Annotated in this window: 20 protein-coding genes; 14 read left to right on the forward strand and 6 right to left on the reverse strand. The window is 66.9% G+C overall.

Annotated features, from left to right (window positions below; all coding sequences use genetic code 11):
• Together ACZY08_RS02910 and ACZY08_RS02915 are read left to right on the forward strand one after the other, a co-directional pair.
• Positions 1 to 1,026 (forward strand): alcohol dehydrogenase catalytic domain-containing protein, encoded by a 1,026-nt coding sequence (locus ACZY08_RS02910; RefSeq protein ID WP_463744123.1) that lies wholly within the window; start codon positions 1 to 3, stop codon positions 1,024 to 1,026.
• 255 nt (positions 1,027 to 1,281) lie between these two features.
• Positions 1,282 to 3,318 carry an MFS transporter gene (locus ACZY08_RS02915; RefSeq protein ID WP_463743098.1) on the forward strand — a complete coding sequence of 679 codons (2,037 nt, stop codon included), beginning with the start codon at positions 1,282 to 1,284 and terminating at the stop codon, positions 3,316 to 3,318.
• On the opposite strand, the gene ACZY08_RS02920 is transcribed toward ACZY08_RS02915, so the two are convergent.
• Positions 3,279 to 3,740, reverse strand: coding sequence for a MarR family winged helix-turn-helix transcriptional regulator (locus ACZY08_RS02920; RefSeq protein ID WP_463743099.1), 462 nt, complete (start codon positions 3,738 to 3,740; stop codon positions 3,279 to 3,281). The genes ACZY08_RS02915 and ACZY08_RS02920 overlap by 40 nt on opposite strands.
• Positions 3,741 to 3,851: 111 nt before the next feature.
• On the opposite strand from ACZY08_RS02920, the gene ACZY08_RS02925 reads away from it, so the two are divergent.
• A complete protein-coding gene (locus tag ACZY08_RS02925) occupies positions 3,852 to 4,274 on the forward strand; it encodes an organic hydroperoxide resistance protein (protein ID WP_463743100.1) in 423 nt (140 codons plus the stop codon).
• Between the two features lie 21 nt (positions 4,275 to 4,295).
• Here ACZY08_RS02925 and ACZY08_RS02930 read toward each other — a convergent pair whose 3' ends face one another.
• Positions 4,296 to 4,610 (reverse strand): heme-binding protein, encoded by a 315-nt coding sequence (locus tag ACZY08_RS02930; RefSeq protein WP_463743101.1) that lies wholly within the window; start codon positions 4,608 to 4,610, stop codon positions 4,296 to 4,298.
• A gap of 38 nt (positions 4,611 to 4,648) precedes the next feature.
• Positions 4,649 to 4,948, reverse strand: coding sequence for a hypothetical protein (locus tag ACZY08_RS02935; protein WP_463743102.1), 300 nt, complete (start codon positions 4,946 to 4,948; stop codon positions 4,649 to 4,651).
• A 269-nt stretch (positions 4,949 to 5,217) separates the two neighbouring features.
• Here ACZY08_RS02935 and ACZY08_RS02940 point away from each other — a divergent pair, with 269 nt between their 5' ends.
• From ACZY08_RS02940 to ACZY08_RS02985, 10 genes are all read left to right on the forward strand, one after another.
• Complete coding sequence (locus ACZY08_RS02940) at positions 5,218 to 6,354, forward strand: YeiH family protein (RefSeq protein ID WP_463743103.1); 1,137 nt, start codon at positions 5,218 to 5,220, stop codon at positions 6,352 to 6,354.
• 69 nt (positions 6,355 to 6,423) lie between these two features.
• Positions 6,424 to 7,326: an ABC transporter substrate-binding protein gene (locus tag ACZY08_RS02945; RefSeq protein WP_463744124.1), complete on the forward strand. Its 903-nt coding sequence runs from the start codon at positions 6,424 to 6,426 to the stop codon at positions 7,324 to 7,326.
• Positions 7,327 to 7,338: 12 nt separating this feature from the next.
• The gene (locus tag ACZY08_RS02950) at positions 7,339 to 8,043 is read left to right on the forward strand and encodes a queuosine precursor transporter (RefSeq protein ID WP_463743104.1); all 705 of its coding nucleotides are present in this window, start codon (positions 7,339 to 7,341) and stop codon (positions 8,041 to 8,043) included.
• A gap of 74 nt (positions 8,044 to 8,117) precedes the next feature.
• Entirely contained in the window at positions 8,118 to 8,789 is a 672-nt protein-coding gene (locus tag ACZY08_RS02955) for a 5-oxoprolinase subunit B family protein (RefSeq protein ID WP_463743105.1), read from the forward strand.
• 17 nt (positions 8,790 to 8,806) lie between these two features.
• Complete coding sequence (locus ACZY08_RS02960; protein WP_463743106.1) at positions 8,807 to 9,727, forward strand: 5-oxoprolinase/urea amidolyase family protein; 921 nt, start codon at positions 8,807 to 8,809, stop codon at positions 9,725 to 9,727.
• A 179-nt stretch (positions 9,728 to 9,906) separates the two neighbouring features.
• Positions 9,907 to 10,497, forward strand: a complete 591-nt coding sequence (gene aac(2')-Ib / locus ACZY08_RS02965) for an aminoglycoside N-acetyltransferase AAC(2')-Ib (RefSeq protein ID WP_463744125.1) — start codon at positions 9,907 to 9,909, stop codon at positions 10,495 to 10,497.
• A 111-nt stretch (positions 10,498 to 10,608) separates the two neighbouring features.
• Entirely contained in the window at positions 10,609 to 12,024 is a 1,416-nt protein-coding gene (locus tag ACZY08_RS02970; protein WP_463743107.1) for a nitrate/nitrite transporter, read from the forward strand.
• A 34-nt stretch (positions 12,025 to 12,058) separates the two neighbouring features.
• Positions 12,059 to 13,207, forward strand: coding sequence for a uroporphyrinogen-III synthase (locus ACZY08_RS02975; RefSeq protein WP_463743108.1), 1,149 nt, complete (start codon positions 12,059 to 12,061; stop codon positions 13,205 to 13,207).
• Entirely contained in the window at positions 13,204 to 13,899 is a 696-nt protein-coding gene (locus ACZY08_RS02980; protein ID WP_463743109.1) for a sirohydrochlorin chelatase, read from the forward strand. The genes ACZY08_RS02975 and ACZY08_RS02980 overlap by 4 nt, the downstream gene beginning before the upstream one ends.
• Positions 13,900 to 14,571: 672 nt before the next feature.
• Positions 14,572 to 14,823, forward strand: coding sequence for a transcriptional repressor (locus ACZY08_RS02985; protein WP_463743110.1), 252 nt, complete (start codon positions 14,572 to 14,574; stop codon positions 14,821 to 14,823).
• On the opposite strand, the gene nirD is transcribed toward ACZY08_RS02985, so the two are convergent.
• The 3 genes from nirD to ACZY08_RS03000 all read right to left on the reverse strand — a co-directional run bounded on the left by nirD (position 14,808) and on the right by ACZY08_RS03000 (position 19,317).
• Positions 14,808 to 15,179, reverse strand: coding sequence for a nitrite reductase small subunit NirD (nirD, locus tag ACZY08_RS02990; protein ID WP_463743111.1), 372 nt, complete (start codon positions 15,177 to 15,179; stop codon positions 14,808 to 14,810). The genes ACZY08_RS02985 and nirD overlap by 16 nt on opposite strands.
• Positions 15,176 to 17,791 (reverse strand): nitrite reductase large subunit NirB, encoded by a 2,616-nt coding sequence (gene nirB, locus ACZY08_RS02995; protein WP_463743112.1) that lies wholly within the window; start codon positions 17,789 to 17,791, stop codon positions 15,176 to 15,178. Before nirB ends, nirD begins: the two co-directional genes overlap by 4 nt.
• Before the next feature lie 113 nt (positions 17,792 to 17,904).
• Complete coding sequence (locus tag ACZY08_RS03000; RefSeq protein ID WP_463743113.1) at positions 17,905 to 19,317, reverse strand: aminotransferase-like domain-containing protein; 1,413 nt, start codon at positions 19,315 to 19,317, stop codon at positions 17,905 to 17,907.
• Between ACZY08_RS03000 and ACZY08_RS03005 the strand changes: the two genes are divergently transcribed.
• The gene (locus ACZY08_RS03005) at positions 19,316 to 20,224 is read left to right on the forward strand and encodes a DMT family transporter (RefSeq protein WP_463743114.1); all 909 of its coding nucleotides are present in this window, start codon (positions 19,316 to 19,318) and stop codon (positions 20,222 to 20,224) included. The two genes, ACZY08_RS03000 and ACZY08_RS03005, sit on opposite strands and share 2 nt — an antisense overlap.
• Positions 20,225 to 20,272: the final 48 nt, after the last annotated feature.

A 20,272-nucleotide genomic window follows, 5' to 3' on the forward strand; every position in this document is an offset into this window, starting at 1 on the left:
ATGCGCGCAGTCGTCGTCGACAGTTCCGGAAAGGTCAACGTCGAAACCCGGCCGGACCCAGTCCTGCCCGGTCCCGACGGAGCAATCGTCAAGGTCGAGGCTGCCTCGATCTGCGGATCGGACCTGCACTTCCTCGAGGGGCACTATCCGATCGCCGATCCAGTGTCCGTCGGACATGAGGCCGTCGGCGTGATCGTCGAAATCGGCCCGGAGGTAACCGGATTCGCCGTCGGCGACCGGGTTCTGGTCTCATCGGTGGCCGGCTGCGGACATTGCACTGGCTGCGCGACCCACGATCCGATCCGCTGCGTGCAGGGCCCGCAGATCTTCGGTACCGGATTCCTCGGCGGCGCCCAGGCCGAACTTCTCGCGGTACCGGCTGCCAACTTCCAGCTACTGAAGATGCCCGACGGCATCAGCACCGAGCAGGCTCTGCTGCTGACCGACAACCTGGCCACGGGCTGGGCGGCGGCCAAACGCGCGGACATTCCGGTGGGCGGTTCCGTCGCGGTGATCGGCCTGGGCGCGGTCGGCATGTGCGCCCTGCGCAGCGCAATCACACTCGGCGCGGCAAAGGTTTTCGCCGTCGACCCGGTAGCGGCCCGGCGCGAACGCGCGGAGGCCTCGGGAGCGACGACGTTCGCCCCGCCCTCGGCCCAGGCGATCCGGGAAGCCACCGGCGGCCTCGGTGTGGACTCCGTCATCGACGCGGTGGGCATGGACGCCTCGATCAACGACGCCATCGACGCCGCCCGTGCCGGCGGTACCGTCTCCATCGTCGGTGTGCACGATCTGCAGCCCTACCCGATGCCCGCGCTGGGCTGCCTGCTGCGCAGCCTGACCATCCGTTTCACCACCGCGCCGGTACAGCAGACCTGGCCGGAACTGATCCCGCTGCTGCAAGCCGGCCGCCTGGACGTCGACGGGATCTTCACGACCACGATGTCGCTGGACGAGGCCGTCGACGGATACGCCAAAGCTTTCTCCCGTTCGGGCGAGCACCTGAAGGTTCAGCTCAAGCCGTAGTTGTCGCGGGTCAGCCATCACCGGCCGCGAGCGTGGCACGTATGCACGAAAATCGGCGCCGGTACAACACATTGTTGCGCTATGCAAATTTTCGTGAGTCGCTTCACAATCCGGAATCAACCAGCCAACAACGGAATAACACCCGCGGTGCGGACGGTTAAACGGACACGTGCGCCAACCGAACTCGCTAGTCGACTGTCCGAACGTGGCGCAACGGCGCCAGGAACTGCCCCTTGCCCTCATCGGGCGGCGCTGATGCGTCAGGGTCCCCTCGCCGGTCGATACCCCGCCGTGGCCACCATGGTCGCCTTGGCGTTGATCCCCTACCTGGCGCTGTCGGCCGCCGTCGACCCGCTGGTCCCGATCATCTCCGAGCAGCTGGGCATCTCGACGCAGACCATGAGCCTCGGCTTCGGCCTGGGTAACGCCGCGTATGCGGTGGGCACCGTGTTGGCCGTGCAGTTCGCCCAGCACCTGCCCCAGCGCAGGATGCTGTTGGCCTATGCGGTGGTGCTGGTCGTGGGCTCCGTATTGGCGGCGTCCGCGGTCAACGGGGCGATGTTCATCGGCGGTCACATCCTGCAAGGGCTGGCCACCAGCATGCTGCTGATCGCCGCCGCTCCACCACTGACCATCGGCTTCCCCCGGGACAAGCTGCGCTACACCGCCGTGATCATGAACATGGCCGTGTTCGGAGCCGTCGCTCTCGGCCCGTTCATCGGCGGCGCACAGGCCGAGGCCCTCGCGTGGCGCCCGCTGTTCTGGATCGTCGCCGCGATCGCCGTCGGCGCTCTGATCATGGCGGCCCTGACGTTCGAGGACGCACCGCCGGCCGATCTCGACGCACCGCGTGACCTGTTGGCCATCGGCCTGGCATCGGTCGGCTGTGCGGCCGCTTTCGTCGGCGCCGCACAACTCACCAGCCACGATTTCACCGACCCGGCGGTGATCGTGCCGATGCTCGGCGGGCTGGCGCTGATCGTGGTGCTCATCGTCTACCAGTTCAGGGCCCGCCGTCCGTTGCTGACCGTCCGCACGATGCTGACCAGTTCGATCCCCGTCGCCGGCGTCGGTGTCGCCCTGTTCGCGGCAGCCGCGTCGGTGGCGGCGACGGCTCTGACGGCAGAAGTCTTCATGCAGACCTACAGCCCGGTGCGGGTCGGTCTGCTGTTCCTGCCCGAACTCGGCGGCGCCATCGTCATGGCCCTTGTGTTCGGGTCCGTCATCACCAAGCGGTCGATGCACTACCTCCCGCTGGTCGGCATGGCGCTGCTGGCCGCCGGGATCGTGGTGTTCCGGCTCGCCATTCCCGCCAACCAGCCGCTGGCGCTGCTGGCCTCGTTACTGACGGGACTGGCATTGGGCGCCACGGTGGCGCCGGCACTGTTCGTCGCAGGTTTCTCGTTGCAGTCCAACAGCCTCCAACGGGTTTTCGCCATCATCGAGTTGTTGCGCGCCGTGGCAGCCTTCATGGTCGCGCCCATCTTCGCCCATTTCGCCGCCACAGCCGCCGGTGGACTGACCGCAGGCACGGGCGATGCATTATGGATCGGATTCGGCCTGTCGGTCGGCGGTGCGATTTTCGGGGTGGCCGTCTACGCACTCAGCGGGGCTCGGCCTCAACGGCCCGACCTCGACCTGTTCCTCGACGGCGAATCGCCGGCCTGGTACTCGCCACCGCTGCTCGCGCGGCTGCGTCCCGGCCTGACCGCACCGACTGCGCCACCTGAGCGGTCCCGTCCGGCGGCCCCATTCGAACCCGCGACGCCCGCGTCGACGGGACCCGTGCTGTTCGCCTACGACGGAACACCCCGCGCCGCCTCCGCCATCGAACAGGCGGCGGCCGAACTGTCCGTCGACCGCGCTGCCCTGGTGGTGTGCGTGTGGCAGCCCGTCGATGTCGGGTTCACGCCCGTGGAGGCAACGCATTTCGACGCCGACCGGGCCAACGAGGTACGCCGGGCCGCTGAGCAGACGGCTGCCCACGGAGCGTCACTGGCGACCCGGGCCGGTTTCTCGGCCCGGAGCGTCGCCGTCGAAGCCGCGCCCATCTGGATGGGCATCGTCGAGGCCGCTCACGAACACAACGCGAGCCTCATCGTGGTCGGCCCGCACCGGCGTAACGGTCTGTTGGGGCACCTGGAAGGCAGCGTGGCCGCGGCCGTCGTCGCTCATGCCACGACACCGGTACTGGTCATCCCCGAGGACTGCCGCCGCTCATCCTGCGCCGAGGACGCGGCCCACTCGAACTCTCACGCCGTCGCCGCAGGATCGACCGGGGATCGCGCGTAGTCACGCAGGTTGTCCCGCAGCGTGGAGACACCGCGCTGCATGGTCCTGAGTTCGTCCAGTGACAGACCCGTCGCCGCCAGGAGGTCCATCTCCAGGGTCTGCGCGCGGAGTGCGCGCCCGGCGTCGGTGAGGCTGACGATGACCTGACGCTCGTCGCCGGGATCACGCTGCCGCGTCACGTATCCCAGCGCTTCGAGCTTCTTGAGGATCGGCGTCAACGTGTTGGACTCCAGGAACAGATTGTCTCCCAGGCTTCCGACGGTCTGGTGATCGTGCTCCGAGAGCGCGACGAGCGCGATGTACTGGGTATACGTGATGCCGTGTCGGTCCAGGATCGGCTTGTAGGCCTTGCCGTACGCGAGGTTGGCCGAGTAGATCGCGAAGCACAGGAAATCGGAGAGTTGCGGAGCCGCGGGTGCCATGGTCCAAATTATATCGGACCCGATTTAATCGGATGGGATGAAATATATGGCCCGCCACGTTCATGTCTAACGCATCCAATTGGAGCTGACCATCCACTCAGGGAGAACGCCGTGACCACCAGCCAGACCGACAACGTGCTCTACACAGCCCAGACCCACACCACCGGCGGGCGTCAGGGCGAGGCCTACAGCTCCGACGGCAACCTCGACATCCAGCTCACACCGCCCGGCGGAAACGGCGCCGGCACCAACCCCGAGCAGTTGTTCGCGGCCGGATGGTCGGCGTGTTTCCTGAGCGCCATGGGCCTGACGGCGGGCAAGCACAACGTGAAGTTGCCCGCGGAGACCGCCGTCGACGCCGAGGTCGACCTACTCAACACCGACGGAGCATTTTCCCTGCGGGCGCGACTGAACGTCACCATCCCGGGCGTCGATCGGGCGACCGCGCAGGCCATCGCCGATGATGCGCACCAGGTCTGCCCGTACTCCAAGGCGACCCGCGGCAACATCGATGTCACCATCAGCGTGGTCTGAGGGGCAGGACCGGCCCGGCGGCTACCCGCAGCGGTTGCGGAAATCAGTCGCCGGTTGCCGGACTCCCTGGAGTTCGGCACGGATCTGCGGCTTGTCCTGAAGGTAGACGCGCACCGATTCGGCCATCTCGTCGTTCGACTGTCCCTTGAGACTGGTGAAGAACGCGTTGACGTCGGGATGGCTGAACAGATACGCCGACGTGGCCGCGCGGACCCCGGCCATCACCCCGGCCAGATCGGCGGCGGTGCAGTTGGGCTCCTCTGCACCGGCGACAGGCGCGCCAACAGCCAAGAGCGACAGGCTGATTGCGCCGGAGGCGATCACACGGGTGAACATCGTGGCTCCTAAATCGACTCGGATAACTGCGCTAAGGCTCACGGACGCCCCGGCCGCCAGCCGCCACCACCACCACCGTTGTCGGGCGGGCGGGGGTCGATGTCGATTTCTAAGCCCCCGCCGGCGCAGTACCAGTCGTTGGCGCAGTAATACGGGTAGTAGGGACCGGCCTTCGGCGGCGTCGGTCCCCCGCCGCGGACATTGCCCTGTGCGCACACCGTGGAACCGCCGGCATCGACGCAGTCGGCGACGGCCGTCGGCGGGGCGGTGATGGAAACGGCGATCGGGATGGTCAAACCGGTCAGTCCCAGTAACACCGGACGCCACATGCTCCGCATGACCACTCCTCATTCAGTTCCCGTTCCGCCGAGAATAGAACCGGGGGACGCCCAATATGCGGGATCGACAATAACCCGCCGATGCTGCGGGCGCATGCGGGAGCCCGCGACATTCGTAACCGGTTGCATTCGTGAAGATCTCAAGGGTCCCGGCGGGGACGCCCGCTACCTAGCCTGACGCGCGTGAACGAAGACTGGCTGGCCGTGATCGTCGGCCTCACCCTATTGACCCTCGTGCTCGTCGGCGCCATCCCCGGCAGTGTGATCCCATGACCAGCACCGAGGAACGCTCCGAACAGCGTTCGTCGAAGATCGGCTACGCCGTCGCCGGTGTGCTCGTCGTCATCGCATTGGGCGCGGCGACCCGATTCCTGGAAACCGAGGTGCCTCATTGGGCCGCCGGGACACCGCTGGCGAAGGTCGCCAAATCAGTCGAATTCCCGGTCTACGCAATCGCTCTCGGCCTCATCGGCAACGCCGTCCTGGCCCGGTTCGCCCTCCGCGACATCCTGTCCCAAGGGTTTCGCACCGAGTTCTTCATCAAGACCGGCCTGGTCCTGCTCGGAGCGTCGATCAACCTCAAGGTGCTCGCCACTGCCGCGGGACCGGCGATCATCCAAGCGCTCCTTCTGATTTCGATCGTCTTCGGGTTCACCTGGTGGCTCGGTGGCCGGCTCGGCCTCGACCACAAACTGCGGGCCCTGCTGGCATCGGCTGTCTCCATCTGCGGGGTGAGCGCGGCCATCGCCGCCGCCGGCGCGGTTCAGGCCCGAAAAGAGCAGCTGGCCTACGCCGCATCGCTCGTCATCGTGTTCGCGCTGCCCTCGATCTTCCTGCTGCCCTGGCTCGCCGATGTGTTCGGACTGTCCGACGCGGTGGCCGGAGCCTGGATCGGCGGCAATATCGACACCACCGCGGCCGTGGCCGCCGCGGGCACGATCGCCGGTGAACAGGCGCTGCAGATCGCCACGATCGTCAAAACCACGCAGAACGCACTGATCGGCATCGTGGCCATCGCTCTCACCGCGTACTTCGCGCTGAAAGTCGAGCGGCAATCTGACACTCCAGGGACTGCGGCGGCGCGTCCGTCGCTGCGCGAATTCTGGGACCGCTTCCCGAAATTCGTGCTCGGCTTCATCGCCGCATCGGTGATCGGCACGCTGTATCTGCAACTTGGCGGAAAGGCCGCCTCATCCTCCATTGCCACCGTGAACGACCTGCGGACCTGGTTCCTCATCTTTGCTTTCGTGGCCATCGGGCTGGAATTCTCGCTACGCGGACTGAAGGAAGCCGGATGGCGGCCCATCGTGCTGTTCGCCGCGGCGACCGTGGTGAACATCGTGGTGGCGCTGGGTTTGGCCTCGGTCCTGTTCGGCGGTTTGTTCGGCACCTTCACTAGCGGGTAGCTAAACGGTTACCCTGGCTAAGTGCCGACAACCTGGTCGCGGCGAGGGTTTTTCACGGTCACCGCTGGAATGGCCCTGGTCGCTGCGTGTAGCACGCAAAAACCCGGCGTGGTTGCGAAAGACGGTTCGGTGACCGTCCGCCACCTGTTCGGTGACACCAACATCCCGGGGCCACCGCAACGGGTGGTCAGCGCGGGATTCACCGAGCAGGACGACCTGCTGGCCCTCGGCGTCGTGCCGGTCGCGACGACCGAGTGGTTCGGCGGTGAGCCGTTCGCGGTGTGGCCCTGGGCGCAACCGAAACTCGGGGCGGCCCAGCCCGCCCTGCTGGGCCTGAACGACGGGATCCAGGTCGACGCGATCGCGGCGCTCAAACCGGATCTGATCGTGGCCACCAATGCCGGACTCGATGCCGACACCTTCGCCAAACTCTCCGAGATCGCCCCGACGATCGCGCAGACCGGCCCCGACGCGTTCTTCGGACCATGGCGCGACCAGGCCACCCTCATCGGCCAGGCGGTGTTCCAGAACGACGCGATGACGGGCCTGATCACCGGCGTGGACGACAGGTTCAAGGCAGTGGCGACCAACAACCCGCGGTTCGCGGGTAAGAAGGCCATGCTGCTGAGCGGCACCCTGTTCCGGGACAGTGTGCAGACCCAGACGGGATGGCGTACCGAATTTCTCACCCAGATGGGCTTTGCGGTGCCGCCGACACCCGAGCTGATCCCGCGCTCGGACTTCGCCTCCGTGCTCGATGCCGCCGACGTGCTGATCTGGACCACCGAGAGCGACGAGGAGCGCGACGCCCTGCTGGCCGATCCGGGGATCGCCGAGCTCAAAGCCACCGTCCGCAAGCGGCACGTTTTCACCCCCAAAGATCTGGCCGGCGCCATCGCATTCGCCTCGCCGCTGTCCTACCCCCTGGTGGCCGACCAGTTGCCACCGCTGCTCAACCGGGCGCTGACCTGACAAGATGACCGGGTGACAAGCACCCAGGAGAACACCGAGCACCGTGGCACCGCAATCGTCGGCTCGGCCTACTACCCGGTACTCGTCGCCGTCTTCACGGCCCTGGTGATCGTCTCCAACGTGACCGCCACCAAGGGCGTCGCCTTCGGGCCGATCATCGGCAACTGGTCGATCATCACCGACGGCGGGTTCATCGTCTTCCCGCTCACCTACGTCATCGGCGACGTGCTCTCGGAGGTGTACGGATTCAAGGCCGCGCGGCGTGCCATCCTCCTCGGGTTCTCCATGAATGCCCTCGCCGCACTGGCATTCTGGATCACCATCTATCTACCCGCGGCGGACTTCTACACCAACCAGGAACACTTCGAGAACATCGTCCACGCCTATACCCAGCTGATCGTGGCGGGCCTCGCCGGTTTCATCGTCGGACAGACCATCAACGCCTGGGTCGTGGTCGCCATCAAGGAACGCACCAAGGAAAAGCACCTGTGGGCCCGACTGGTCGGATCCACGTTCGCCGGCCAACTCGGTGACACCCTCGTCTTCTGCGGTATCGCGGCCAGCGCGATCGGCATCAGCACCGTCGGCGACTTCGTCACCTACACCGCGCTGGGCTGGATCTACAAGACCGCCGTCGAGGTGATCATGCTGCCGATCACCTACCGGGTGATCGCCGTCATCAAGCGCCGGGAGCCCACATACCAGGCCGCCGTGTGAGGCTTCGATAAGGCACCTCTGGCAAGGTTCATAGAGCCGGAGCTTTCTTAGCTACTCGCGGGTAGCTTCAGGTCATGAGTGTGACATCAGAGGTGATGGACGCGACGGGACCAAGCCTGAACCCGGGCACCGCTCGCGACTATGGCGATCAGGCTCTGCTGCTCGAGTTCGACAGCACTGCCGATGTTTTGGCGTGGACCGCCAGTCTCACAGCGGCCCAACTGCTCGGTGTGATCGATATCGTGCCGGCGTCACGCACGATCTTGATCAAACTGGCCGATCCCCGCTACCAGGCCCCCACGCGGCAGCGGCTGGGCAAGTTGCAGCTGCAACCCGGGTCAGCCCCGGTCCGCCCGGTCGGCCAGGCCGACGTGACCATCGACGTGATCTACGACGGCGCCGATCTGCGTGACGTGGCGGCACTGACCGGGCTGACCCCGGACGAGGTGATCGCTGCGCACACCAGCAGCCAGTGGCAGGTCGGATTCATGGGCTTCGCACCCGGATTCGCCTACCTGGTGGGCGGTGACGAACGCCTGCAGGTCCCGCGCCGAGCCGAGCCCCGCACCAACGTCCCGCCCGGGGCGGTGGCACTGGCCGGTGAGTTCAGCGGCATCTACCCGCGACAGTCGCCCGGCGGCTGGCAGCTGATCGGGCGCACCGACGCGGTGTTGTTCGACGTACATCGGGACCAACCCGCACTGCTCACCCCGGGTACGTGGGTGCAGTTCCGGGCCATCGGCTAGTCAGCGAGGAGGACACCATGACGACAGAATCAAGCCCCGGGTCGCTTCGCTCCTGCCCGCCGAAACTGGAAGTTCTGCGCACCGGACCGCTCGCTCTGGTCGAGGACCTCGGCCGGCCCGGCATGGCCCACCTCGGCGTCACCCGCTCGGGTGCCGCCGATCGGCGGTCCCACACATTGGCCAACCGACTGGTCGCCAACCCCGGTGAACACGCCACCATCGAGGTGATGTTCGGCGGATTCTCCGCCCGGGTGGTCGGCGGGGACATCTCCATCGCAGTCACCGGCGCCGACACGGACCCGGCGGTCAATGGTATTCCGTTCGGCACCAACAGTATTCATCACGTTCATGACGGCGAGGTGATCTCGCTGGGCGCACCGCACTCGGGACTGCGCAGCTACCTGGCGGTCCGCGGCGGCATCGCCGTCGAGCCCGTCCTGGGTTCACGGAGCTATGACGTGATGTCGGCGATCGGGCCGGCCCCGCTGCAAGCAGGTGACATCCTGCCGGTCGGTGAGCACACCTCCGACCTGCCCGAAACGGATCAGGCCCCGGTCGCCTCGATCAGTGACGACGTGCTGGAACTCAATGTGGTGCCCGGACCGCGCGACGACTGGTTCGTCGACCCGGACGTTCTGATACGGACCAACTGGCAGGTGACCACTCGTAGCGACCGGGTCGGGATGCGCCTGGTCGGCATGCCCCTGGACTACCGTTGGCCCGACCGCCAGCTACCCAGCGAGGGCGCGACCCGCGGAGCAATCCAGATACCGCCCAACGGTTTTCCGGTGATTCTCGGACCCGACCACCCCGTCACCGGCGGCTATCCGGTGATCGGTGTGGTGACCGACGAGGACATCGACAAGCTGGGCCAGGTCCGCCCCGGACAGACCGTGCGGCTGCATTGGGCACACCCGCGCCGACCGTTCGCGGACTAGAGCCAGCCGTCTGGATCATTCCTGTCGTCATTTTCTACGTCAGGGTTGCGATCCCGGCGATCAACGACCCAGGTGTAGAAAGCGGCGCCTGGGGAGCACGCCCCCAGCGGAGTTTGGCCTATGCGCTGGACGGCAAGCAACGTAGAGACACCGGCGCGCGGCGCTGGTAGAACATGGGTGTGCCCATCCAGGATGTCAGTGCACCACGCGTCAGCGGCGGGATCCTGCACACCGCGCGTCTGGTTCACACCTCTGATCTCGACCACGAGACCCGCGAGGGCGCCCGGCGCATGGTCATCGAAGCGTTCGAGGGCGACTTCAGTGACGCCGACTGGGAGCACTCACTCGGTGGCATGCACGCGCTGATCTGCCATCACGGCGCCCTGATCGCACATGCCGCCGTGGTCCAGCGTCGCCTGATCTACCGCGACACCGCGCTGCGGTGCGGCTACGTGGAAGCCGTGGCGGTCCGCGAGGATTGGCGCGGCCAGGGCCTGGCCACCGCCGTGATGGACGCTATCGAACAGGTGCTGCGCGGCGCCTATCAACTCGGCGCGCTGAGCTCTGCCGACACGGCCACCGACATGTATCTCGCCCGCGGCTGGCTGCCCTGGCAGGGCCCGACCTCGGTGCTGCAGCCGACCGGCGTGACGCGTACCCCCGACGATGACGGGTCCGTGTTCGTGCTGCCGATCGACCTGCCTGCGGGCCTGGACTTCGACACCACCGCGGAGATCACCTGCGATTGGCGCGACGGGGACGTCTGGTAACCACCAGAATGCACAGGCTCACACCTGTGCATGTGAGCAGGTGAGCGGAATTTCACGACCGGGTCACCGCAGGGCGCATTCGGGCAATAAACGCTTCCTAGCGTGTGCGCCATGCCCACTCTGCTGAAGTCGAATCGCATCACCAATTGGGATCCCGAGGACACGTTGGCTTGGGAAGCCGGAAACAAGTACATCGCGCGGCGCAACCTGATCTGGTCGGTATTCGCCGAACACGTCGGCTTTTCGATCTGGTCCATCTGGTCGGTGATGGTCCTGTTCATGCCCGAGGCCGTCTATGGCTTCTCGGCCGGCGACAAGTTCCTACTGGGTGCCACCGCCACCCTGGTGGGCGCCTGCCTGCGCATCCCCTACACGCTGGCCACCGCCACCTTCGGCGGCCGCAACTGGACGGTGTTCTCGGCCTTCGTCCTACTGATCCCCACGGTCGGAACAATGGCGCTGCTGGCCAATCCGGGCCTGCCGCTGTGGCCCTACCTGATCTGTGCGGCCCTGGCCGGCTTCGGTGGCGGCAACTTCGCCTCGTCGATGACCAACATCAATGCCTTCTACCCACAACGACTCAAAGGCTGGGCGCTGGGCCTGAATGCGGGCGGCGGCAACATCGGCGTACCGATGATCCAGCTGGTCGGTCTGCTCGTCATCGCCACCGCGGGTAACCGCTCCCCATACTGGGTATGCGCCATCTACCTCGTGGCATTGGCCGTGGCCGGTATCGGCGCGGCGTTGTACATGGACAACCTCGAACAACACAAGATCGACTTGGGTGCAATGAAATCCATTCTGGCCGAACGTGATACCTGGGTGATCTCGCTGCTCTACATCGGCACCTTCGGATCGTTCATCGGGTTCTCGTTCGCCTTCGGCCAGGTGCTGCAGATCAACTTCGCCGCGGGCGGACAGACCGCGGCGCAGGCCTCGCTGCATGCCGCGCAGATCGCGTTCGTCGGCCCGCTGCTCGGCTCACTGTCCCGGGTTTACGGCGGCAAGCTGTCCGACCGGATCGGCGGCGGCCGGGTGACCCTTGCGGTGTTCGGCGGCATGATCCTGGCTGCCGGGATGCTGGTCGCGATCAGCATGTTCGACGACCACACCGCCGCTGCGGCCAACGGCCTGATGATGGCCGGCTACGTCATCGGATTCGTCGCCCTGTTCCTGCTCAGCGGCCTGGGCAACGGCTCGGTCTACAAGATGATCCCGTCCATCTTCGAGGCCCGCAGCCACTCGCTGGACATGAGCGAGGAAGCACGGCAGCACTGGTCGCGGTCGATGTCCGGCGCACTGATCGGCTTCGCCGGTGCGATCGGGGCCCTGGGCGGATTCGGCATCAACATGGCGCTGCGCCAGTCCTACCTATCCAGCGGATCGGCCACCACGGCGTTCTGCATCTTCCTCGCGTTCTACGTGCTGGCCTCCGCATGCACCTGGTTCCGCTACGTCCGCCGTCCTGCTGCGACGGGCGTCACACCAGCCCCGGACGACCGACACGCCTCCGCAATGGCCGGGTAATCACTTGGAAACACGCGATGCCTTCACTGGACCCATGACCGAGCCCGACTGGGCACCGCTCACCGGCTTTCGGGTGGCGGTGACCTCAGCCCGACGTGCCGACGAGCTGAGCGCACTGCTCACCCGCCGTGGCGCGACGGTGACCAGCGCGGCCGCCATCACGATGGTTCCGCTGCCCGACGACGACGAACTGCGCGCCCACACCGCGTCGCTCATCGAGGTGCCACCAGACATCGTGGTGGCCACCACCGGGATCGGGTTCCGCGGTTGGATCGCCGCAGCGGACGGCTGGGGCCTGGACGGCGAGCTCACAGACGCGCTGGGCAAGGCCCGCATCGTCTCCCGCGGCCCGAAAGCCACCGGGGCGTTGCGGGCGGCGGGCCTGCCCGAGGAATGGTCGCCCGAATCGGAATCTTCCCGCGAGGTGTTGCGCTACCTGATCGAGCAGGGCATTTCAGGGCAACGGATCGCCGTGCAGTTGCACGGTGCCACCGACGAGTGGGACCCGTTCCCCGAATTTCTCGACGAACTCCGGGCGGCCGGCGCCGAAGTGGTGCCGATCCGGGTCTACCGCTGGCATCCAGCGCCACGGGACGGCGAGTTCGACCAGATGGTCACCGGGATCGCCGAACGACGTTTCGACGCAGTGAGTTTCACCTCGGCCATGGCGGTTGCGTCGGTCTTGATGCGCGCCACCGAGATGGACATCGCCGACCGGGTGCTGTCAGCGCTGCGCAGCGACGTGCACGCCATGTGCGTCGGCCCGGTCACCGCACGGCCGCTGGTGCGGCTCGGCGTGCCGACCTCGGCACCGGAACGGATGCGGTTGGGCGCCTTGGCCCGTCACATCACCGACGAGTTGCCACTGCTGCAGGCGCGTACCGTCCGGGTCGCGGGACACTCGCTCGAGATCCGGGGCACCTGTGTCCTGGTCGACGGCGCGGTCAAGTCACTGTCACCGGCTTCGATGGCGACCATCCGCGCACTGTCGCAACGGCCGGGGGCGGTGGTGTCACGGTTCGATCTGCTCAGCGCTCTGCCGGGCACCGGAACCGATACCCACGCCGTGGAGACCGCGGTGCTGCGACTTCGTACTGCGTTGGGAGACAAGAACATCGTGTCGACGGTCGTCAAGCGCGGTTACCGGCTGGCCGTGGACGAAGCCGAGATGGCCCGGACATGAGCCTGGTCCTGGTGGCGCACGGAACCCGCAAGCCGGGCGGCGTGGCGATGATCGGCGATCTCGCCGCGCGGGTGTCCGACCTGCTGGGCCGGCCGGTGCACGTCTCGTTCGTCGACGTCGTCGGGCCGGCCCCCAGCGAGGTTCTGACGTCCCTGCCCATGGACTGCCCGGCGGTGGTGGTACCGGCCTTCCTGGCCGCCGGTTATCACGTCCGCGTCGATGTGCCCGCCCACGTGACGGCCAGCGGGCACCCGGCCGTCACCGTCACCGAGCCGCTGGGCCCATGCCCGGGTACGGTCCGGGTTCTCGCTGATCGGCTGGTCGAATCGGGATGGCGGCCAGGCGATTCGGTGATTCTGGCGGCAGCGGGCACCTCGGACCGAAATGCCCAATCCGACCTTCGGCGCACCGCCGCGCTGCTGTCAGCGATGACCGGCGATCGCGTAGAACTGGCCTTCGCCGCCACCGGCGCGCCGAGTGTGGCCGAAGCCGTCGCCGCGCAGCGCGGACGCGGCCATCGCCGCATAGCTGTGGCGTCCTACCTGCTCGCCGACGGGCTTTTCCAGGACCGGCTGCGTAAATCCGGCGCCGACCTCATCAGTGAACCACTGGGCACCCACCCCGGCATGGTCCGGCTGATTGCGAACCGCTTCCGCCGCGCCGGGGTACTGAGCCTGCCCGCCGCGGCTTAGCCGGATCGACCGCACCAGGAGCGGCCCGGTCCATCCCACGATCAAGAGTGCTGCGCCGGCCCCCGCAACGGAGAACGTCGCAGATCGCCGTGCACCGATCATCGCCGAACATTGCTCGACGTAATCACTGGCCAGGTATCCGGGCCCGGCGAGTGTGTGTTGGTCCAGGTTCAGGCGGTCCTGTTGGGCGGCAACTTGGTAATCCGGACGTGCTCCGTTACCGCACGGAATGGGTTCACCTGTGCGATCCACGGCATTCAAACCCAGAGGCACCAACGTTGCCCCGAGTGCGCCCAGCATCGCTGCCGCCCCCACCAGATTCAACACCGAACGCGCAAACATCCCTTGTCAGCCCCTCCGACGACGCTTATTGAGAGGGAGTCTAAACACACCCAGCGAACTATTCTAGTTAGCCAGCGAGGGACGCACCACACCTTTGGTGACATTCACCGATGGTGCAATTCTGGCAAATTCCGCACCGAAACCGCCCCTGTACATGAGGTTGACGCGGCAACAAATTTCCCCATCGTTTGCCGGGGGCTCGCGGTGTCAGATCCGGGTCGAATACTCAGCTATCGTTAGCGCGATCATCGGGCTATTCGGCGGAAGAGCAGGTAAAAGTGCAGGTGACAAAACCGGTGGGCGCTGCCCGCCACGGCGGCGAACTCGGCCGTGCGACCCGGTAACCGGGTCCCGGCCGAACGTCTGCGTGAACACCTGCTGAACACCTTGGAACGCACGTCCCGGCCGATGACGACCGCACAGCTACGCGACGATATGCACGCGCATTTCCGCGCACCCGTCGTGATCGAGTCGGTGTACCGCAATCTGACGGTGCTCGAACGACGCGGCGCCGTGGAGCGCCGCAAGCTCCAAGGACGTGACGCCCACTGGAGCCGGGCGGCCGATCAGGCCGCCAGCTGAACGAACCCGCCCGGCGTGACCCGCGTCCGGTAGACCGGTATCACCACGGCGGCGTCATCGAGGCAACGGCCGTCTTCGAGCGCGAAGGCCTGCTTCTTGATCGGCGACTGCACAGTCGCGCACCCGCCACGGTCACCCACGATCCCCCGGGACAGCACCGCTGCACCGGAGAACGGGTCGATATTGCCGACTGCGTGCAACGAGCCGTCATCGAGACGGAACAGTGCCGCCTGCGAACCGTCGGGCAGCAGCACCGCGACGCCACGACACGGCATCAGAAAGTCGTAGCGGCAGGCCGTCGTCCATCCCGAGAACGGAAGGGCGTCGACGTCTTTGCTGTCGTCGAGCAAGGTCATTTCGCCTCCTGGATGATCGCCGGCATACCCAGCTCTGTTGCGCTCCTCGCGGGCGCGAAGTCCGTAGCACCCGGCACCTTGCGGCCCGCCCGTTCGGTGAACGTGATGGTGGGATCGTCGACGTCGGGTGCGTTGACGAACGACACGAAGCGAGACAGCTTCTCCGGGTCCTCCAGGACGCCCTTCCACTCGCAGGCGTAGCCGTCGACGTGCCGCTCCATGGCCGCCTCGAATTCGGCTGCCAGGCCGAGCGAGTCGTTGCATACGACGTCGCGCAGGTGGTCGAGTCCCGTTCCACCCCCAGGGGAATCCATCGCCTCCAGCCACGGCGCGGTGCGCTGCAGGCGGTCGGCGGTTCGGATGTAGAACATCAGGAAGCGGTCGATGTAGCGGATCAGAGTCTCGTCATCGAGATCCCCGGCGAGCAGCTGGGCGTGCCGCGGCGACATGCCGCCATTGCCGCACACGTACAGGTTCCAGCCCTGTTCGGTGGCGATGACGCCGACGTCCTTGCTCTGCGCTTCGGCACATTCGCGTGCGCACCCCGAGACCGCCATCTTGATCTTGTGCGGTGAGCGCAGACCCCGGTACCGCTTCTCGATCTCCACGGCCATGTTCACCGAATCCTGTTGCCCGTACCGGCACCAGGTACTGCCGACACAGCTCTTGACGGTGCGCAGCGACTTCCCGTACGCCTGACCGGATTCCATGCCGCCCTCGACCAGCCGTCGCCAGATCTCAGGCAGCTGTTCGACGCGCGCCCCGAACATGTCGATGCGCTGGCCGCCGGTGATCTTGGTGTAAAGATCGAAATCCCTTGCGATTTCGCCGATCAGAATCAGCTGCTCGGGGGTGATCTCCCCGCCGGGCGACCGTGGCACCACCGAGTAGCTGCCGTTCTTCTGGATGTTGGCCAAGAAGTGGTCGTTGGAGTCCTGCAGCGAGGCCTGCTCTCCGGAAAGCACGTGATCGGAGCTGGTGGAGGCCAGGATCGAAGCGACGGTGGGTTTGCATATGTCGCAACCCTTTCCGGTACCGAACTGCTCGATCAGGCCGGAGAACGTCCGAATCTCGGTGGCGCTGATGATCTCGAAGAGTTCAGCCCGCGACTGGCTGAAGTGCTCACACAGCGCCTTGGACTGCTCGACCCCCTCGGATTCCAGCAACTGCTTGAGCAGCGGAACACAGGATCCGCACGAGGTGCCGGCCAGCGTGCACTTCTTCAGGCCGGGGACATCGGTGCAGCCGCCGCAGATGGCTTCCTTGAGATCACCTTTGGTCACGTTGTTGCACGAGCAGATCTGCGCGATATCAGGGAGCGCACCAACACCCAGGGCCGAGGCCCCAGCCGCGCCGTCAGCGGCCGGTGCGATCAACGACAGCGGATCGCCGGGCAGCTCACTGGCCACCATCGGACGCAGCACCCCGTAGGCCGACGCGTCACCCACCAGGACGCCGCCGAGCAGCGTCTTGGCGTCATCGGAGAGAACCAGCTTGGCGTAGGTCTTCTTCACCGGATCGTTGACGACGACGTCCAGGCAGTTGGGGGTCCGGCCCTGGGCATCGCCGAAGCTGGCCACATCCACGCCGAGCAGCTTCAGCTTGGTGGACATATCGGCCTCGGGGAACTCGGCCGAGCCGCCGAGCAACCGGTCGGCGACCACCTCGGCGCTGGTGTATCCGGGTCCGACCAAGCCGTAGCAGCGCCCCTCGATCGCAGCCACCTCGCCTATCGCGTAGATACTGGGATCGCTTGTCACACAGGATAGATCGGTCATGACGCCGCCGCGCTGCGCGATGTCGAGACCTGCTTGACGGGCCAGCTCGTCGCGGGGACGCACACCGGCCGCGAATACGATCACGCTGGCGTCGACGCTGCTGCCGTCATTGAGCGACACCCGGACCGAGTCGTCGGTCTGGGATTTCTTCAGCGGCTTGTGCCGCTGCACCGGCTGGATGCTCTCGGTGCCGACTCCGGTGTGCACCTCGATGCCGAGGCCCCGGATCATCCGGTTCAGCAGTGCGCCGCCGGCCGGATCCAGCTGGGCCGCCATCAGGTGCGGCGACATCTCCAACACGTGGGTCGACAGCCCGAACGCGCGCAACGCATTCGCGGCTTCAAGGCCGAGCAGGCCGCCACCGATCACCACACCGACCGGCGTTTTCGAATCACGCGCGGCCTGCGCGCCGGCCCGGATGGCGTCCAGGTCGTCCAGCGTGCGATAGACGTGGCAGTGCGGCAGGTCGTGACCGGGCACCGGCGGCACGAAGGCATACGAGCCGGTGGCCAGTACCAGCGCGTCGTAATCGATGCTCTGGCCGTCGACGGTCACAACGGTCCTCGCGTCGCGGTCGATCTCGGCCACCGCACAGCCCAGCCGCAGGTCGACCAGGTCGTCACCGGCGTAGTCATTGCCCGGCAGGGCCAGCCGGCCCCGGTCCCAGTGTTCGGTGTAACCGGTCAGGCCGACCCGGTCATAGGCCGCGTCGGCTTCCTCGGACAGGACGGTGATCCGCCAGGTGCCCGCAGCGTCACGAGACCGCAGCGCCTCGACGAAGCGGTGTCCCACCATGCCGTGTCCGATGACCACGACGTTCTGTGTTGACGACATACGGCGAGATTAGGAACCTGACGTTGCCGAAATGTCGCCCTGTGTGAATCACCCGTCACGGTGTGCTCACGGCCCGCGCGCCGCACATGTGAGATTGCGTCGCGGTGCGCCGGTCAGCCCGATTGATCGGCCAGCGCCCGGCCGATGACCCGGGCAGCCTCGTCGAAGCGCTGCGGATCGGGGCCGGAAAAGTTGAGCCGCAGGTATGGCCCGGACGGCTCGGCGGGGAACCACTCATTACCGGCCGCGACCAGCACCGACTCGGCCTCACACTCACGCACCAATCGCTGCAGGTTGATCGCGTCGGGCAGGCGCAGCCACAGGTGCAGCCCGCCGCGGGGCACCTGTTCCAACTGCACGCCGGGCGCATGCTCGGTCAGCGCGGCAATCAGCAGGTCACGCCTGGTCCGCAACTGCTGACGCACGTCACGCAGATGGGTCCGCCAGGCCGGCTGGGTCACCACATCCAGCGCGGCTGCCTGCAACAACCCACTGACATACATCGACTCCGCACCGCGATCGGCCAGAATCCGGTCGCGCGCAGGACCTCTGGCCACCAACGCCGCCACCCGGATCGACGGCGAAACGCTCTTGGTCAGCGACCTCAGGTAGACGACGTGGCCCGCGTCGTCGGATGCTGCCACCGGCCTGGACGTGCTGTCGATGCCGAAGTCATGGGCCCAGTCATCCTCGATCAGGAAGGCGCCGTGACTGCGCACCACCTCCAGCACCTGGCCGGCCAGTTCTGGATCCCATTGGGTGCCGGTCGGATTGGCGAAATTCGGCTGAGCGTAGAACACCCGGGCACCGGTCTCGGCGAATGCGCGTGAAAGTTCCTCGGGCTCAGGCCCTCTCGGCCCGGCCGGCACGGGCACCAAACGCACGCCGCACTGGGCCGCCGCCAGAATGGCTCCCCAGTAACTGGGCGACTCGATCAGCATCGGCTGCCCGAACCCGACCAGCGCGCGAAAGATCGAGCTCAGACCGCTCTGACTCCCGGGCAGCACGATCACCTCACGTGCCGTCGGCGCGGTGACGCCGGCGCCGAACGCCTCGGCCAGTTCCTGGGCGAACCAGGCCTGCAGGTCGGGCCGGCCGGGCGCAGGTGCCGGGCTCAGCGCAGCATCCCCCCGGGCGGCGCGCGTGATTGCGGTGCGGACCAGTCGCCGAGGAAGCAATTCACTGACGGGATAGCCGGTGTGCAACGCGATCAGGTCGGGCGCGACGCTGCGCAGCGGAGTCGACAATGCCGGGATCCGTGCCTGCGGCGACCGCAGAGCGGCCGTCTGCCAGCCGTAGTCGGGAAGACGCGCGCTGCGCACCGTCCGCACGAACGTCCCGACCCCCGGCCGGCTCTCCACCAGCCCCTGGCTCCGCAGCGTGCGCATGGCCTTGGCCACCGTCACCGGGCTGGCCGCGTACTCCGCCACCAAAGCGCGGTTGGACGGCAGCTGCGCGCCCGGCGGCGCGGCGGTGATCCACTTTCGCAGGCCGGACACGATGCGCTCAGTGCTATCGTTATCCATGTTGATACAGAGTAGCGCTACTCGAAATAGTTCGTCGGCGCTATCCCACGCGGGATTGTGGTGGGGATTGCTCGGGGTGACGGCGTTCTCGTTCACCATCGTGTTCACCAAGGTCGCCAACGGCGGACTGTCGGCGCTGTTCATCGGTGCCGGACGTGCCGTCGTCGCCGCCGCCATCGCGGTGGCCGCCCTGACCCTGACCCGACAGGCACTGCCCAGGGGCCGGCAGTGGGCGCGGTTGGCCGTGGTCGCCGCCGGTGTCGTCGCCGGGTTTCCGCTACTGACCTCCTATGCGCTCACGGTGGTTCCGGCCAGCCACGGTGCCATCGTGGTCGCACTGCTTCCGGCCGCCACAGCGGTGTGCGCGGTTCTCCGCGGACACGAGCGTCCGCCCGCTGCGTTCTGGACGTTGGCCGCCGCCGGGGCTGCGGCGGCAGTGGTGTTCGCCATGGTGCACGGCGCCGGACTCGGCCACCTGAGCTGGCCGGACCTGCTGCTGTTCGGAGCGGTGCTGTCGGCGGCCGTCGGGTATGCCGAAGGCGGGTTGCTGGCCAGGGAACTGGGCGCCTGGCAGACCGTGTCCTGGGCCCTGGTGGTCGCGGCGCCGGTGATGCTGGGCTTGACCGCGCTGACCGTCGTGCAGCAGCCGCCGCACGCGACGCCGGGACAGTGGGCGGCGTTCGGCTACCTCGCGGTGGTCAGCATGTATCTGGGCTTCTTCGCCTGGTACCGCGGCCTGGCCATCGGACCGATGACCCAGGTGAGCCAGGTGCAGTTGATCCAGCCCGTGATGACGATCGGCTGGGCCGCGCTGGTACTACACGAACGACTGACCTGGTCGACGGCGCTCGGCGGCGCCGTGGTCATCGGGTGCGCCGCGCTGGCCGTCCGTGTCCGCCTCCGGTGATTCACCGACCTGACACCGAAAGCCGGTGGAAACCCTTGTATCCCAACG

The organism is Mycobacterium sp. IDUB_9 (genome assembly GCF_055419505.1).